Here is a 15,881-nt window from a genome sequence, read left to right as displayed (position 1 = left end):
TTACCTTGGCCCGAACGCCGCCATGGGCTACATCACCATGTTCAGCGCGTTAACAAACTCCTGGGCCTTCGCACGACTGCTCAGACTAAAGACGCAAGCGGTTAACAGTCGATTGCGCAGGAAAACGTCGCGACCCTTGATCCTGTTGACCCCAGTGATGTCCTTAAGGTAAACAATCTCGGTGTGCTTGCCACCAAACGTGCCCTTCTTGAGCACCTCAATACGGTTAGGGTAGATCTTGACGTCTTTAAACCTACCCGAACCTTTATCCTGGAATAGCAGCGTGTTCTTGTCCATGCATGTCACTCCCGTGGGGTTCGCTAAAACTGCCTTTATGGTCACATTTTAGTCACCGCAAGGCTCCCATGCGAAGGTGCCAGACAGCACAGCAATTCGTGTCCGCGCGAGGCTTTAAACTAGATGCGATAAAGATGCATTCCACAAGAGGAAAGTGGGGCGACAGTGATGGGCGAACTGGTAAACCGTGGAGAATCGGCAATCGTGCCCGAAGGTTTTTACAAGCAGGTTTCCTCGATTCTCAACGCCGCTCGCGACAAGGCCTATACCGCCGTTAACTTTGCGATGGTTGAGGCGTATTGGGAGATCGGCAAGAGCATAGTTGATGAGCAGGGCGGAGAGGAGCGCGCCAAGTATGGAGAGGCGCTGCTCAAGGCCCTCGCAATCAGACTTACCAAGGATTTTGGTAAAGGTTTTGGAGCAAGAGAGCTGCGCAAAATGCGTCAGTTCTATCTTGCATTTCCAATTCGGGACTCACTGCGTCCCGAATTGAGCTGGACACATTACCGCAGGTTAATACGCATTCCTGACCCCGAAGCTCGCACCTGGTACATGAACGAATGCGCCGACTCTCGCTGGAGCACGCGCCAGCTCGAACGCCAGATCAACACCATGTTCCGCGAGCGCCTACTTGCCAGCAAAGACAAGGAGGCTGTCACCCAAGAAATCCAAAAGAGCGCCCCAGCTCGTCGCCCCGAGGATATCATCCGCGATCCATATGTACTGGAGTTTTTAGGTTTCTCGGACGATACTGCGTTTCGCGAGAGCGATCTAGAGCAGGCGCTCATCACACATCTTCAGAAGTTCCTGCTGGAGCTTGGCCGTGGCTTCGCTTTCGAGGCGCGCCAAAAGCGCATCACCTTTGATGGGCGCCATTTCTATATTGACCTTGTTTTTTACAACTATCTGATGCGCTGCTTCGTGCTCATCGACCTTAAGACCGATGACCTTACGCATCAGGACCTGGGCCAGATGCAAATGTATGTGAACTACTACACGCGTGAGCTCATGAACGAAGGCGACAATCCGCCCATAGGCATCGTGCTCTGCGCGGACAAAAGCGATTCGATCGTCGAGTACACGCTGCCCGAAGACAACGACCAAGTGTTTGCCGCCAAATACCTGCCGTATCTTCCAAGCAAGGAAGAGCTGGCGCGCGAGCTGAGTGCCGAGTACCGCGCCATCAACGAAGCGACCAATGGCGAAACGCAAGGGTAGCAGCACGTTGCGACCGAAACGCCCGCACGCCTGTGAGCCGTCCCGCGCTGCGCTTCCCTACTTCCCAAAGATCGCAGCGAGCAAGCCCTTGCGTTTGGGCTTTTCTTCTCGGTAGGAACCCTCGACGGCGGCTGCAACCTGGCGCGGTTGCTCGCCGCCTCCACGGCGCACGATCTGGTACAGAAACGGCGACTTAACGTATTTGACCTCGATGGGCGTGGCGTGCACGGTGCTCTCGCCGGACAGATGAAGGCTCAGGTTGAGCGGCGCCACGATATGCGTCTCGCGCTTGTCGCTAAACACCACCGCGGCCGCGCGGCCCGTCTGGCCGTTCACGGCGATGCGCACCTGCTCGCCGTCGCGGCTATCCGTCGCCGGACGATCGACAAAGTAGACCGGCACCATCACCAGACCGTCCTTTTGCTTGCGGGCCTTGCGCGCCCACATGCGAATGCTCTTTTTATTGAGCCCCAGTACCGCCTCGGCATCGTTGCCGGCAATGTCGAGCGCCAGCTTATCAATGACCACCTGGTCCTTGGTAGATGCATCGACGGAGACAACGCGAAAGTCGCCCTCCTGCATGGCAGGATCGAACGGCCCCACCTTGCCAAAGTCCCACGGCTCCAAAATGCCCATAAGACGAACGTCCAGGTAGTTTGCCCGCGGATACGCCCAATCGAGTACCTCGTAGTACACCAAGGTCTCCTTGCTCAGGCCCTTGCCCGGGAAGCTCGCCATCATACGCAGGTCCGCCAGCGCCATGGGGAAATAGAAGAGCATCATGTCGTTTTGGATCGCGTCTTCCACGTCGTGCCCGGCAAAGGCATCCGGGTACTGGCGCACCAGCTGCAGCGCGTTGGCACGTGCCTGCTGCGGTGAGATTTCGCAGGGAATACCCTGCTCCGGCACATACTCCGCACCCACGCCCATGGTCAGACGTTTGCTAAACGTACCGGGCTTGAGCAGGTCGGCAATGCCGATCTTGTTGCCGCAGGACGGGCACTCAAACACACGCTGCGTTGACTCGCCCTCAAAGGACGCGCCGCAGAAGGGGCAGGGAATGCTCACGTGCGTGGCTTCTTGGAACTCCTGCGCCGTGCCGCGGTCTTCCCACAGCAGATGCTCCAGAACCGACTGATTGCGCCAGTGCTCATTAAAGAAATACCAGTCGGGGTCCACCGGGCGCTCGAGCTGCGACACATGCGTGAGCTTAAGCAGCCCATCGACAACCGTCAGTGGCGTATGGCGAATGCCCAGGGCGCTCTTGGGCTCCCCCGCATCGGCCTGCCACGGAACGACCGTGCCGCAATAGGCGCACTCAAAGCTGCGTTTAGCCTGGTGTGAGTACATAGGGCCGCCGCAGTTTTGGCATTTAATGGCAAACATCTCGTCCATGAATACGTCCTCCTTTGCACTGGGGCTGTCGACATTAAGTATGTTGGGCAGGTAAGCACGTGCCCATACCCATGTGGCCCAAAATGGACCACCCAGGCAGACGAGAAGGCTCGCTCGTTAGCACCGGCAGACTATTGCTGCATTTTCTGAGTATCGGTGCACGGCGCCCCCGCGCGAGCTACACTATCCCCTTAAACATGATTGTGAGGACGACCGCTATGCTATTTGTAAATCGGCTGGTACATACGCTTGTTCCCGGCAGCGAGGGCGAGCCGGTCGATACCTCCCGCCGCACCAACGCGGGCTTCGCCGCAAGCCTCATCTGCATTGGCCTCAACATCACCTTGTGCCTGGCCAAGGGCATCGCGGGCCTGCTCGCTGGCTCCGTCTCCCTCATCGCCGACGCTTTCAACAACCTCTCCGATGCCTCGAGCAACATCGTGAGCCTGCTCGGGTTCCGCCTCGCCAGCCGCCCGGCAGACGAAGGCCACCCCTATGGCCACGGCCGCTACGAGTACCTCGCCGGCTTGTTTGTCGCCGTCCTGGTTTGCGCCGTCGGCATCAACCTGATCCTCGAGTCGGTCACCAAGATCATCAAGCCTTCCCCCACCGCTTACACGCTCGTTTCCCTTGCGGCACTGGCTACATCCATGCTCGTTAAGCTCTGGATGGCCGCATTCAACCGCGCGCTGGGCAACCGTATCGATTCCGAAACACTCATTGCCACAGCACAGGACTCCAAAAACGACGTCATCACCTCGGGCTCGGTCTTGGTGGCGGCGCTTATTTCGCAGACGACCGGCTTTGACCTCGATGGCTGGGCAGGCCTGGGTGTGGGCATCTTCATCTGCATCAGCGGCATGGGCCTAGTGCGCGACGCCATCAGCCCGTTGCTGGGGCAAGCGCCCGACCCCAAGCTCGTCCAGGCAATCCGCGACAAGATCATGTCCTATCCGCAGGTCTTGGGCACACACGACCTGATGGTGCACGACTACGGCCCCGGTCGTCAGTTTGCCAGCGCTCACGTGGAGATGCCCGGCGAGGGCGACGCATTTGAGCACCACGAGATCCTGGACACCATCGAGCACGACATCAAGCGCCAGATGGGCATTGGCATCACGCTGCACTGCGACCCCATCGCGACAACCGGCGATGATTTGCGCGGCTGGGTCAAGCGCGGCGTTATGCAGATCGACCCCGCGCTCTCCATCCACGACCTGCACGAGCACGACGGGTTCGTTTCGTTTGACCTGGTGCGCCCCGACGGCTTTGACATATCCGACGAGGAGCTGCTGGAGCTCGTCACGCGCATCGTGCACGAGCGCCGACCCAATGCCTCATGCGTCGTTACGTTTGACTCGGGCTTTAGCTCGCCCGACCGTCGGCTGAACAGCTGTAGCCCGCTTAACAGCTAGTTTCCCTGCGCGCCCGAGATGCCGTTTTGCAGTGCATTCCAGGCACCCGTCGCCATGTCGCCCAAGTTCTGCGCGGTGTCGCCCAGGTTTTGTGCCGTATCGCCCAGCTCTTGCGCCTTGTCTCCCAACTCCTGTGCCTTGTTGCTCAAGTCCTCCAGCGTATTGGAACTCGAGCTGTCGGTACCGCTTTGGCCGTCGGGCGAGTTGCCCGAGCTATTCTTGTGCGTGAGTTGAATTTCGAGGTTGCCGCTGTCGTTATAGTAAGCAGAAGTAACGACCCAGTTGGCATCGATGACGGGCGTTGAGCCATCATCAGTCAGGACCACGGCATTCGAAAGATTGGCGCCGCGCGACTTGAGAAGTTTCTTGGCGTTGGACCAGTACTGCCCCGGGATATCGCTCAGATCGACGGTGCTAGACGAGGCGGACTCGGTTTGCTCGGCAGCGGTATCGGCCGTTGAACTCCCTCGCTTGTTGAGCATGCCCGACACAATGGCAAACACAACCGACAGCGCAAAGAAGATCGCCAGCACGATGAGGATCTTCTTGATCACGCTCGACGAACGCGACGGCTTCTTCTCCTCGTCCTCGCCATATTGCGGAATCGACTTGGGGTACTCGCGATACGGCTCGCGCGACTCGTAGCGAGACTGCGCCGTGCGAGGCATATACGTCGTCTGCTGAGGCTGCGGAATGGGATTTTGCGGCAGGTCATCATAGGGATTCGGCGTCGAGGCGGCATAAGAATCCTGCGGCGCGTAATCAAACGGGTCCGGAGCTGCGTTGCCATAGGGGCCTTGCGAAGATACAGCATAAGAATCCCGCGCTGTGTCGCCATAGCCCATAACCCGGGTTGGCTCGGCAGAAGGCTGCGTCGCGGCGGGGTCGGTATAACCGGGGTTGGGAACAACGCGGGTCGCATCGGCGCTATCGCCAGCCTGCGCAGAACCGTAGCCGCCCATCACGGTTGTCTTGTCCTGATCCATGCAACGATTCCTTTCCGTCGCGCGTGAGCCTCAAGTTATCCATGCATTCTACCCGCGCAAAAGCCTATGATGGGCAGAGCCCGTCGGTATCTACAAGACATGCGCGGGCCTAAGGATAAAAAAGCCACGCCGGGCCTTGCGGGCACGGCGGGGCGGGCTAGCAGCTATGGACAGCAGACTTAGAACAGGCCGGTAATGTTGCCGTCGTTGTCGACGTCGATGTTCTCGGCCGCGGGGACCTTGGGCAGGCCCGGCATGGTCAGAACACTGCCAGTCAGCGCGACCACAAAGTGGGCACCGGCGGAAACCTTGAGCTCACGCACCGTGATGCGGAAGTTCTCGGGAGCGCCCAGGGCCTTGGCGTTGTCGCTAAAGCTGTACTGCGTCTTGGCCACGCACACCGGCAGGTTGCCAAAGCCGTTCTCGCGCAGCTCGGCGAGCTGGCGCTTGGCGGCCGGCGTAAAGTCAACGCCGTCGGCGCGGTAGACCTTGGTGGCAATGGCCTCAAGAGCGTCGGCCACATCGGCGCCGTCCTCATAGGCAAACTTGAGCTCGCTCGGCTGCTCAATCAGACGCATGACCTCATCGGCAAGCTCGAGCGCGCCCTCGCCGCCCTTGGCCCAGACCTCGGAAAGCTTAACGTTGACACCGAGCTTCTGACACTCGGACTCGATGAGCGCAAGCTCGGCCTCGGTGTCCGTCGGGAAGCGGTTGATGGCGACTACGCAGGGCAGACCATAAACGTTCTGGATGTTGTCGACGTGACGCAGCAGGTTGGGCATGCCGGCCTTGAGTGCCTCGAGGTTCTCCTCGTTGAGGTCGGCCTTGGCGACGCCACCGTTGTACTTCAGCGCACGAGCGGTGGCGACGACCACGACGGCGCTGGGGCGAACGCCCGTCATGCGGCACTTGATGTCGAGGAACTTCTCGGCACCCAGATCGGCACCGAAGCCGGCCTCGGTAATGGCGACATCGCCAAAGCGCATCGCCATACGCGTGGCCATGATGGAGTTGCAGCCGTGGGCAATATTGGCGAAGGGACCGCCGTGGACAAACGCGGGCGTGCCCTCGAGCGTCTGCACCAGATTGGGCTTGAGCGCATCCTTGAGCAGGGCCGCCATGGCACCCTGAGCCTTAAGGTCACGGGCGCGAACGGGCTCGCCGGCATAGCTGTAGCCGACAACAATCTCGCCCAGGCGCTCCTTGAGGTCATTGATGCTCGTGGACAGGCACAGGATTGCCATGACCTCGGAGGCAACGGTGATATCGAAGCCGTCCTCGCGCGGCACGCCCTGGGCCTTGCCGCCAATACCGTCGATGACATGGCGCAGCTGACGGTCGTTCATGTCGACGACGCGCTTCCAGGTGATGCGCTTAACATCGATACCGAGCTGGTTGCCCTGCTGAATATGGTTGTCGAGCATGGCGGCCAGCAGGTTGTTGGCAGCACCGATGGCATGGAAGTCGCCGGTAAAGTGCAGGTTGATATCCTCCATGGGGATCACCTGAGCCCAGCCGCCGCCGGCAGCACCGCCCTTAACACCAAAGACGGGGCCGAGCGAAGGCTCGCGCAGGGCCACGGCACTCTTGACGCCGCGACGACGCAGGCCATCGGCCAGACCGATGGTCGTGGTGGTCTTGCCCTCGCCCGCAGGCGTTGGGTTGATAGCGGTCACGAGGACGAGCTTGGCCTGGTGATCGGTCGGCTCGTTGAGCAGCGAATAGTCGACCTTAGCCTTGTCGAAGCCGTACGGAATAAGGTGCTTAACGTCGACGCCGGCGTTCTTGGCCACCTCGGTAATAGGCAGCGGCGTGACAGAACGTGCGATTTCGATGTCAGTAGGCATGGGCGGTCCTTTCGTTACCGAATGAGAAAAAGACCAATTCAGCATAGCACGGGCGCGCAGTAGTAAAACACCCATAACCGATGAACGGCGATATGTTTACCCGATGCCCAGCGATAGCCCAACAGCCCGCCAAAACAAAGCGCCCTAAACAGTAGGTTCAATCCCCAGGTGCTCAAAGGTGCGAAGGGTTGCCTGACGGCCCTGCGGCGTACGAATCATCAACCCGCACTGCAGCAGATACGGCTCATAGACATCCTCGAGCGTGCCCGGGTCCTCGCCCACCGCGCTGGCAAGGGTCGTAAGTCCCACGGCACGACCGGAGAACGTCTTAGCGAGCGTCTCCAAAATGCGAATATCCATCCAGTCCAGACCGAGCTCATCGATCTCGAAGAACTCGAGCGCCTGGCGACAGATATCGAGCTCGATGGGGCCGTTGCCGCGCACCTGTGCGTAATCGCGCACGCGCTTGAGCAGGCGGTTGGCAAGACGTGGCGTGCCGCGCGAACGCGAGCCGATCTCGAGTGCACTGGGATGGTCGATCGTCACGCCCAGGATAGTCGCCGAGCGCGTAACAATCTGCGCGAGTTCCTCGACCGTGTAGTAATCCAGGCGATATGAAATGCCAAAGCGGTCGCGCAACGGGCCGGTCAACATGCCTGAGCGGGTCGTTGCCGCCACCAGCGTAAACTTGGGAATATCCAGGCGAATCGAGCGCGCCGCCGGACCCTTGCCAATCACGATATCGAGGGCAAAGTCCTCCATCGCGGGGTACAGGACCTCCTCGACCGAACGGTTGAGGCGGTGGATCTCGTCGATAAACAGCACATCACCCGGCTGCAAGTTAGTAAGGATGGCTGCCAGGTCGCCGGTGCGCGCGATGGCAGGGCCACTCGTGGTCTTGATCTGAGCGCCCAGCTCGTTGGCGATAACCGTAGCCAGCGTGGTCTTGCCCAGACCCGGAGGGCCCGAGAAGATCACGTGGTCGAGCGTCTCGCCACGGCTCTGCGCCGCTTCGATCAACACGCGCAGGCTCTGCTTGATATGCTCCTGGCCGCAGTAATCGTCCAGGCGCTGGGGGCGCAAAGTGCGATCGACATCGAGGTCCTCGGCCGTCAGCTCCGAGCCCACCATGCGCTCGCCGTGCGCCATGGATGCCGCCGGCGAGTTGCCGGGCGTCGCCCACAGGTCCTGAGAGTCATCGGCTTCCCACATCACGCATCCATTCCGAGTCGCTTAAGCGCCGCGCCGAGCAAATCCTCGACACGCATATCCTGCCCATCATACCCGCTCAGAGCGACATCGGTCTCCTGCGGGCTAAAGCCCATGGAAAGGAGTGCCGCACGGGCGTCATCGATCGCCGAAGGAGCGGCGGCGGGCACGGGCATCGCAACCTGACCGGGGATCGCATCGACCGGCACAAAGCCCTTGTCCTTGGCAAAGGTGCTCTTGAGCTCCAAGATGAGGCGCTGGGCGGTCTTTTTGCCCACGCCGGGCACCTTGGCCATGCCCTTGTCGTCCTCGGCCATCACCAGGGAATACAGCTGTCCCACGGTATAGGTGGAAAGTACGGCGAGCGCCAAGCGCGGGCCAACGCCCGAGACGGACACGAGCCGGTCGAACATCGTGCGCTCATCCTTTGAAGAAAAACCGAAAAGTGTCATGGCGTCCTCGCGCACCTGCATACGCGTGTAGAGGCGGACCTCGCCGCCGGGCGTCGGCAACGTGGCCGCAGTGCTGCCCGAGATGCCGAGTTCAAAGCCAACGCCCGACACGTCGACGACGGCCGAGCTCATCGTGGCCTCGACAAGCGTTCCATGGAGCTGGGAAATCATCAGTATCCGGTTCCTCTCTGTTGATAGAACTCGCCACCGGTAAGGGCACGGGTGCGGCTGAGGTTTACGTGGCAGATGGCGCAAGCCAGGGCATCGGCGGCATGGTCGGGATGCGGGTCGTGGTCGAGCTGCGTGAGCGTACGAACCATATACGCGACCTGCCGTTTGTCCGCGGCTCCGGTGCCCACAACAGCCTGCTTAATCTGCATAGGCGTGTACTCGCCGATCTCGAGCGCGCACTCCGAAAGCGCCACAAGCGCAGCGCCGCGGGCATGTGCCGTGGGGATGGCCGAACGAACGTTGGCGCCAAAGTAGATGCTCTCGACAGCAGCCGTGTCGGGTCGATAACGCTCGACGACATCCTTAAGGTCATGGGCGATATGCGACAGGCGCACCGCGAGCGGGCTGCCCGCGCTGGTCTCGATACAACCGTAGGCACGGCAGCGAACCTCGCCACGTCGCTCCTCGATAATCCCCCAGCCCGTATGGGCCAAACCGGGGTCGATACCCAAAATGACCAAGCCAACCTCCCCTCGTCACAAATACAGCACAAGGCAAGGCCCCGAGCATCATTCACGAACGTCTGTTCTAGAATAACACAACAGAGACCGTATCTAGCAAGCAAGGTTGAACCATAGGTTGAGCATAAGTCAGCGAGCGAGTCCCTGCCGTGGCAAGGTGTCGCGAAAGAGGAGCGCCGCGTACTTCTGTACGCAAGCGACGGTTTGAGCGGCAGATTGACCGGCAGGGGCTCGCGCAGCGTCGACTCGTTACGCGGTTTGGCAAAACCGCGTAACCTTGCCCCTATCCCATAGTTAATTTTGAGAGAAAAAGGGGAACTGTCGGGGATCAACCGGCGGATGCGGCATCGGGCCACCCTGCGGGCCACCCTGGCCGCCCATCATCTTATCGATGGCGTCCTGGACCTCGCCCTCAAACTTCTTCATACCCTCGTGCAGGCGGCGCTGGCCGTCCTCGGAGCGCAGCTCCTCCATCTGCTCGGGCGAAATACCCAGTAGCTCGCCCAGCACGCCCATCATCTCGTTTCGCACGCGCTCGCTCGTATCCTCGTCAGCAAAACGGCGCACCTCGGCGCGCGCCAGCGAATCGACCGTCATACGCTCCTTGCCGTTAAGCCCCAGGTCGGACCACGCGAGCATGTACGGCCAGGCGCGCTCGACAAACGAACGGGCTGAGACGATCGACGCCGTCGGCAGCATGCGGCGGGCGGCCTCGCCCTGACGCACGAGCATCAGCAGCAGCGAGCAGGCCTCAGGCTTGCCAGCGGCCATCGGGATGTCGTCGAAAGATCGATTGCGGTCCACGTGCGCCTCGAGCGCGCCATCGACCTCACCCGGCTCAAGCCCGCCGAGCAGCTGTGCCGCGCGGTCGAGCATATCGACCGGACCGTCGAGCGTCGAGAGCGCCTGCGCCAGCACTCGCTCCATACAATCTTCCACCGCGTTGAGCGTCACGAGCTCTTGGGGCACCACGGCAGACGTGCGGTTGCGCACACGCGCCACAAACTCAAGCGTCGACAGGTACACATCGCCAAAGGGCGCGTAATCGCCCTGGTAGCCGCCGCAAAGCGCCGGCGCCGCCAGCGCGTACTCGGTTTTGGACAGCGGGCTCAGCGCCATCGCACCCAGCTCGAGCGCCGTGTCCTCCAGCATGAGGCCCAGCGTGCGCGAGCGCAGACGCTCGGCATCGCCCGCCGACACGTCGCGATCGAGCACACGCGCCGCATCCGGTGCATCGCGCTCGACGGTGCGAATGTGCAGACGCTCGGCGATGGCGCGGACGGCGGCACAGCGGGCAGCCTCGGCCTCTTCCTGCGCCGGCGTAAAGATACGGTTGCGCCCCAGCACCAGGCCAATCACATTACGCGGGCCCAGAGCGTCGACGGTCAGCGCCGCCAGCAGGGACGACGGCAAGTCGCCCTCGAGTGCCACCACAGCACGCGACGCACCGTGGGCTCGGGCGTTGTCGCGCACGGCGAGCACCAGCGCCTGCCACAGCCACTCCTCGGAACGGAACTCGGGCAGTTCGTGATCTTCCAGGGCATCGAGCATCACGCCGCGCTGAATCTCCTGAACCAGCAGGCTCTCCTCAAAACACGGCGCCTGGGCCACCACGCGACCACAGTCGTCGAGCACAAACGAACCGCCGGTATACACCGACTCGTCATAGGCACCGACCGGCGCCATGCAGGCAAACCACACGCTGCGCTTGGATGCGATCTTGCGGTAGGCGCCGCTGCGTACGGCGGCAATGGCGGCAGTCTCGCGGTCGGTCATGTCAAACGCGTTGAATTGGAAATACGCAATGAGGTCAACACCGGTCGGCAACATCTCGAGTTCGCGGTCCAAGTCAAAAATCACGGCGATGCGCACGCCGTCCACGTCGAACACCGGCGGCGCCCAACGCGTGTCGTTGTTCTCACCACGCTGCAGGGCAATGCTCGAACGCGCCGGCACCACATGACCGTCCTTGAGCATCATGTAGTCGAGCAGCGGCTGGCCCTCAAACGAAACCGCCGCGGGCACGATGCAAATCATGTCAAGCTCCTGGATACGCTCGGCGACACCAGTCAAGCCGGCAAGCATGTCGTGCTCAAAGTCGGCAGTGCCCACCAGGCCCCCGGGCATGGCGCCCATAAAGAGCGGAGCCGGAACGCACAGCACGCGCGCCCCGCGCTCGTGGGCCAGACGAGCCTGGTCCTCGATGCGGCCGCAAATGCCCTCAATATCACCCAGGCGCATATCGATCTGTGCAAGCGCGAGCTTCATGGCTCAGCCCTTTCCGTCGTAAACCATCGAAATCGTAGTAAAAGCGCCGGCCGCATGATGCAGTCGGCGCTCGCATGTGCATATGCTAGCTATGATACCCCGAGCGGGGGCGCGCTCCTAGAATGTCGCGGACCACAGCCCGTGCAGGTTGCAGTAGGCATAGACGGTACCGGTCTTGGAACCGCCGGCAAAAAACGTCGCGGGCTTCATGCCGGGCTCAAGGTAATGGACCTCTAAGCGGCCCTCGGCCTCAAGGGCGATCCACTCAATATAGTGCTCGGGCAGGCTGGGGTGCTCGACCGAGCCAACGCGTGCGCGAATCACGTGACCGTCGCGCTCGGTCTCGACAACAGGCACGTGCTTCTCGTGCGCCGCGTCCTCAGTGTTTGCGGTCAGTTCCGTGCAACCGGCAGGGGTTGCAACGTCGTTGCCAAGGGCGGCAATGAGCTTACCGTCGGGGTCCTTAAAGAATTTCGCCATGATGTTCTCCTTTGCTGACGTGCCAATGTTCTTGATGGTTCTTATGCCCAAAGGCAGACAAACCATCCACGGCATTGCAAATGAACACATAACGGGCGGGGACGATGGGGCAGCGTGCGCTATCCGCCCTGGCGGCCCCACCCGAGCGGGTTAGCGCCCGTCGCCGCCCAGCAGCGCCAGAACATCTTCGCGGGTAAACAGCGCCGAGGAGATGCCGTCGCCGCCGAGCACGCTGTTGACCAGGTCGCGTTTGGACTCCTGCATCTGCATGATGCGCTCCTCGATCGTGTCCTTGGCGATGAGCTTGTACACGGTCACGGTATGTTGCTGGCCAATACGATGCGCGCGGTCGGTCGCTTGGTCCTGCGCCGCCACGTTCCACCACGGGTCGTAGTGGATGACCACGTCGGCCGCCGTCAGGTTAAGGCCCACGCCGCCCGCCTTGAGCGAAATCAAAAAGACCGGAACCTCGCCCGCTTGGAACTGCGCGACCATCTTGGCGCGGCTCTCCTTAGACGAAGCGCCCGTGAGCTTAAGGAAGGCGATGTCCTCCTTGGCCAAGCGCTTACCGATGATATCGAGCATACCTGTAAACTGGCTGAACAACAGGATGCGATGCCCGCCGTCGAGTGCGCCGTGCACGAGCTCCATACACGTATCGAGCTTGGCGCTCCCCGCCTTGTAATCCTCGTAGTGTAGACGCGGGTCGCAGCAGATCTGGCGCAGCTTGGTGAGCTCGGCGAGCACCTTGAGCTTGTCCTTCTTAAACTCCCCAGCCTCGCGGTGCTGCACCTGCTGGGCGATGCGGTCCTGGTTGGCCAGGTAGAGCTTGCGTTGCTCGCCGGTAAGCTGTGCCATGACGGTGTCCTCGATCTTCTCGGGCAGGTCGGCCACCACGTCTTCCTTAACACGGCGCAGCACAAACGGCGACACGAGCGCCTGCAGGCGAGCGGCGCTATCGCCCTCGGCATGCTCGACGGGGCTCTCAAAGCGCTTGGCAAACGACTCGCGCGTCCCCAAAAGGCCCGGCATCAAAAAGTCGAAGATGCTCCAAAGCTCGGACAAGCGGTTTTCGATGGGCGTGCCCGTCAGGGCAAAGCGCACGCCGGCAGGCAGGCGCTTTGCGGCGCGCGCCACCTGCGTGAGCGGGTTTTTAATGTACTGGGCCTCATCGAGCACCACGCGGGCAAAATCCTGCTCGACGTACTCGTCGATATCGCGCCGCATAAGATCATACGACGTCACAACCACGCTATGCTCGGCCACGCCGGCAATCTGTACACGACGTTGAGCTTTGGCGCCCACGATGGCGCACACATCGAGCGACGGGGCAAAGCGCTCCAGCTCGGCGGTCCAGTTGTACACGAGTGAGGCCGGGCATACCACGAGCGTGGGCTTGGTGTCCCCCGCCTCCACGCGCGCCAGAATATGCGCAATCATCTGGAGCGTTTTGCCCAGGCCCATGTCGTCGGCCAAGATGCCGCCAAGGCCCAGGTGTTCGAGCGAGCCGAGCCACTGGTATCCGTCGACCTGGTAGCCGCGCATCGTTGCCTTGAGCGAGGCGGGTACCGTAAAGTCCATCTTGCCGAGCGTGTCCAGGCGCTCGACGGTGCGGCGGAACGCGGCGTCGCGATCGGCCTCGAGCGCCGGCGTGCGCGCGAGCATGCTATCGACAAAAAGGGTGCTCGACGCGGGAAGCGACACGCCGTCGAGCAGGTCGACGGCATCGACACCCAGATCTTCGGCAAGGCCAAACGCGGCGCGCGCTCCCTCATCCAGGCGCACGATGTCGCCGGACGTCAGGCGCGCAAACGTCTGGTGGCGCTTGTACGAATCGAGATAGACGGCAAGGTCCGCGGCCGAAAGCCCGCTCGCGCCCAGCTCGACGTCGAGCAGGTTACTCTTGACGGTCGCACGCACCGAAAGCTTGGGCGCAGGGCGGACCGAGACCTGGCGCAGACGGTCACTGAGCATGACCTCACCCAGCTCGGACAGGGCGGACAGACCCTCGGTCAGCAGACAGAACAGGCTCTCATCATCGCGCTCCTCAAACGCCAGACCGCCCTTGTAGAAATCGAAGTACAGGGCCGCTGTATCCATAACGCGAAACTCCGCCACCTCGTCGCGGGGCGGCACACCGGGGCGCTGCTCTTCGAAGGGGCTGCCCGGAGCGCCCAGGCTAAAGAGATCCGCCGACCAATCGCCGTAGGTAACCGTAATTTTGCAGGTCACGAGCCCATCGCCGACACCGATCGCCATAGCAAAGCTCGGCTCGGGTGCCACGGTATCGAGCGCGGCGGGCGCGGTGAGGTCGGTGTAGTCGCGCAAAATGGGCAGCGCCATACGGCAGAACTCACCCACCTGCTCGGCGGCAATATGGGCGGGCGTGCGGCACGGCAGCAAGCGCGACAAAAAAGGTGCGGCATGCTGAGCAAATGCAGCGTCGGTACGGCGCGCGCGGCGCGTGTCAACCAAGTAGGCGGCATCGCCCGACGCAAAGCAGTACATATCGGCGGGCAGGCGCAGGTCATAGCTACCACCAGCCGCCGGCGCGATTTTGGCGGCAAGCAGCGGTGGGCGCTTAGCGGATGCCTCGTCCTCCCCTTGCGGAGACAGCTCAACCGCCACGTCGTAGGTGCGATGCGTCGTCATCCCCCGCGACCAGGCGGGCTCAAAGGAGATGGTCTGGCCGCGCAGCAGGTCCAGCACATATACGATGCTATGCTCGGACAGCGGCAACTGACGCTCGGCAACAAAACCACTGCGGGCAAAGTCGTACGACGCCGAACGCGAGCTTGTGATGTCATCGAGATAGGCAACTGTCGTCGCAACAAGGTTGAGCAGCTTTGCCGATGTTTCGTCAAAGGCCTCAGGTGAATGGACAAACGTGAGCTTCTTGCCATAGGAGAACGTGCCGCCGCGCACGTAGGCATCGGCCATGCCGTCGATGTCCTTGACCACGTAGGAGACCGATCCACAGCGAATGCGGAACTCGAGCGCCCAGCTAAAGCGGTCAGCGAACAGCGGATTGTAGTACGGCACCAACGAGGGCTCCAACGCCGCTTTGGGGGCGTCGGCATCAACGGCACCGGCAAGCTTGCGGCGCATGCTCGCCAGCTCATCCATGCGCGCGTCCGAAAGATCGGAGAGTGCCGCCATGAGGCTGGGGCTCGTGGGGACGGGCGCCGGAAAGGGAAAATTGGGGTTGACGGCCGGCGCGACGGACGCGGCGCGCGCGGGCTGTTTCGGCTGCGCCGTAAACGTGCGAACCGGCGTGCGCAAACCTTCGACGGGCTCGGCGCCGCTGGCATCCAAATACGCCAGCGCCGTGGCAATAGCGTGCTTACACATACCGGGATAGCGGTATGCGGCGGGGCAGTCGCAATCGTAGTCGATAACCTCGTGCTCGTCCATGTCGAGCGCCACGTGCGTCTTGTACAGGTCACCGCGCGAGCCGCGCACCGTGCCCTCGACCGTCACGTTTTTGGAGAAGCGCGAGCCGCTGTCCTCGATCGACAGCACGGCACCGTTGAGCATGAGCGAACGCCCCTTCATAAAGGTGCCGCTCAACGCCGCCTCTTTGCGAAGCGCCTGCACAAACGTCCCCTGCGCCATCACTTCC

Annotated in this window: 12 protein-coding genes; 2 read left to right on the top strand and 10 right to left on the bottom strand. The window is 61.8% G+C overall.

Going from position 1 to position 15,881, the window contains the following annotated elements; all coding sequences use genetic code 11:
- Window positions 1-27: 27 nt before the first annotated feature.
- The gene (locus tag DXD77_RS02940) at window positions 28-297 is read right to left on the bottom strand and encodes a hypothetical protein (protein ID WP_117564488.1); all 270 of its coding nucleotides are present in this window, start codon (window positions 295-297) and stop codon (window positions 28-30) included.
- Between the two features lie 168 nt (window positions 298-465).
- On the opposite strand from DXD77_RS02940, the gene DXD77_RS02935 reads away from it, so the two are divergent.
- Window positions 466-1,515 (top strand): YhcG family protein, encoded by a 1,050-nt coding sequence (locus tag DXD77_RS02935; protein ID WP_117564489.1) that lies wholly within the window; start codon window positions 466-468, stop codon window positions 1,513-1,515.
- A gap of 57 nt (window positions 1,516-1,572) precedes the next feature.
- Here the strand turns inward: DXD77_RS02935 and DXD77_RS02930 are convergent, their stop codons facing one another.
- Window positions 1,573-2,910: a hypothetical protein gene (locus DXD77_RS02930; protein WP_117564490.1), complete on the bottom strand. Its 1,338-nt coding sequence runs from the start codon at window positions 2,908-2,910 to the stop codon at window positions 1,573-1,575.
- Between the two features lie 218 nt (window positions 2,911-3,128).
- On the opposite strand from DXD77_RS02930, the gene DXD77_RS02925 reads away from it, so the two are divergent.
- Window positions 3,129-4,325: a cation diffusion facilitator family transporter gene (locus tag DXD77_RS02925; protein WP_117564491.1), complete on the top strand. Its 1,197-nt coding sequence runs from the start codon at window positions 3,129-3,131 to the stop codon at window positions 4,323-4,325.
- Here DXD77_RS02925 and DXD77_RS02920 read toward each other — a convergent pair.
- The 8 genes from DXD77_RS02920 to DXD77_RS02885 all read right to left on the bottom strand — a co-directional run bounded on the left by DXD77_RS02920 (window position 4,322) and on the right by DXD77_RS02885 (window position 15,874).
- The gene (locus DXD77_RS02920) at window positions 4,322-5,311 is read right to left on the bottom strand and encodes a hypothetical protein (protein WP_089572154.1); all 990 of its coding nucleotides are present in this window, start codon (window positions 5,309-5,311) and stop codon (window positions 4,322-4,324) included. The two genes, DXD77_RS02925 and DXD77_RS02920, sit on opposite strands and share 4 nt — an antisense overlap.
- A gap of 179 nt (window positions 5,312-5,490) precedes the next feature.
- Window positions 5,491-7,158 carry a formate--tetrahydrofolate ligase gene (locus tag DXD77_RS02915; RefSeq protein WP_117564492.1) on the bottom strand — a complete coding sequence of 556 codons (1,668 nt, stop codon included), beginning with the start codon at window positions 7,156-7,158 and terminating at the stop codon, window positions 5,491-5,493.
- Window positions 7,159-7,302: 144 nt separating this feature from the next.
- Window positions 7,303-8,370 carry a Holliday junction branch migration DNA helicase RuvB gene (gene ruvB / locus DXD77_RS02910; protein ID WP_022095140.1) on the bottom strand — a complete coding sequence of 356 codons (1,068 nt, stop codon included), beginning with the start codon at window positions 8,368-8,370 and terminating at the stop codon, window positions 7,303-7,305.
- Window positions 8,370-8,990, bottom strand: coding sequence for a Holliday junction branch migration protein RuvA (gene ruvA, locus DXD77_RS02905; RefSeq protein WP_117564493.1), 621 nt, complete (start codon window positions 8,988-8,990; stop codon window positions 8,370-8,372). Before ruvA ends, ruvB begins: the two co-directional genes overlap by 1 nt.
- Window positions 8,990-9,511, bottom strand: a complete 522-nt coding sequence (ruvC, locus tag DXD77_RS02900) for a crossover junction endodeoxyribonuclease RuvC (protein WP_022095142.1) — start codon at window positions 9,509-9,511, stop codon at window positions 8,990-8,992. Before ruvC ends, ruvA begins: the two co-directional genes overlap by 1 nt.
- A 294-nt stretch (window positions 9,512-9,805) precedes the next feature.
- Window positions 9,806-11,779: a hypothetical protein gene (locus tag DXD77_RS02895; protein ID WP_117564494.1), complete on the bottom strand. Its 1,974-nt coding sequence runs from the start codon at window positions 11,777-11,779 to the stop codon at window positions 9,806-9,808.
- A gap of 117 nt (window positions 11,780-11,896) precedes the next feature.
- Window positions 11,897-12,259 carry a desulfoferrodoxin family protein gene (locus tag DXD77_RS02890; protein WP_089572163.1) on the bottom strand — a complete coding sequence of 121 codons (363 nt, stop codon included), beginning with the start codon at window positions 12,257-12,259 and terminating at the stop codon, window positions 11,897-11,899.
- A 150-nt stretch (window positions 12,260-12,409) separates the two neighbouring features.
- On the bottom strand, window positions 12,410-15,874 hold the full coding sequence (locus tag DXD77_RS02885) for an SNF2-related protein (protein ID WP_117647695.1): 3,465 nt from the start codon (window positions 15,872-15,874) through the stop codon (window positions 12,410-12,412).
- Window positions 15,875-15,881: the final 7 nt, after the last annotated feature.

The organism is Collinsella sp. TM09-10AT (genome assembly GCF_003436275.1).
In the GTDB taxonomy this organism is placed as follows: Bacteria; Actinomycetota; Coriobacteriia; order Coriobacteriales; family Coriobacteriaceae; genus Collinsella.
This window is presented reverse-complemented; position numbering and strand designations above follow the sequence as displayed.

Bases quoted from the DNA above. Each gene is read 5' to 3' on its own strand.
- DXD77_RS02920 (WP_089572154.1), bottom strand. From the start codon at position 5,311: ATGGATCAGGACAAGACAACCGTGATGGGCGGCTACGGTTCTGCGCAG.
- ruvA (WP_117564493.1), bottom strand. From the start codon at position 8,990: ATGATTTCCCAGCTCCATGGAACGCTTGTCGAGGCCACGATGAGCTCG.
- DXD77_RS02915 (WP_117564492.1), bottom strand. From the start codon at position 7,158: ATGCCTACTGACATCGAAATCGCACGTTCTGTCACGCCGCTGCCTATT.
- ruvB (WP_022095140.1), bottom strand. From the start codon at position 8,370: ATGTGGGAAGCCGATGACTCTCAGGACCTGTGGGCGACGCCCGGCAAC.
- DXD77_RS02890 (WP_089572163.1), bottom strand. From the start codon at position 12,259: ATGGCGAAATTCTTTAAGGACCCCGACGGTAAGCTCATTGCCGCCCTT.
- DXD77_RS02930 (WP_117564490.1), bottom strand. From the start codon at position 2,910: ATGGACGAGATGTTTGCCATTAAATGCCAAAACTGCGGCGGCCCTATG.
- DXD77_RS02935 (WP_117564489.1), top strand. From the start codon at position 466: ATGGGCGAACTGGTAAACCGTGGAGAATCGGCAATCGTGCCCGAAGGT.
- DXD77_RS02925 (WP_117564491.1), top strand. From the start codon at position 3,129: ATGCTATTTGTAAATCGGCTGGTACATACGCTTGTTCCCGGCAGCGAG.
- DXD77_RS02895 (WP_117564494.1), bottom strand. From the start codon at position 11,779: ATGAAGCTCGCGCTTGCACAGATCGATATGCGCCTGGGTGATATTGAG.
- DXD77_RS02885 (WP_117647695.1), bottom strand. From the start codon at position 15,874: ATGGCGCAGGGGACGTTTGTGCAGGCGCTTCGCAAAGAGGCGGCGTTG.
- DXD77_RS02940 (WP_117564488.1), bottom strand. From the start codon at position 297: ATGGACAAGAACACGCTGCTATTCCAGGATAAAGGTTCGGGTAGGTTT.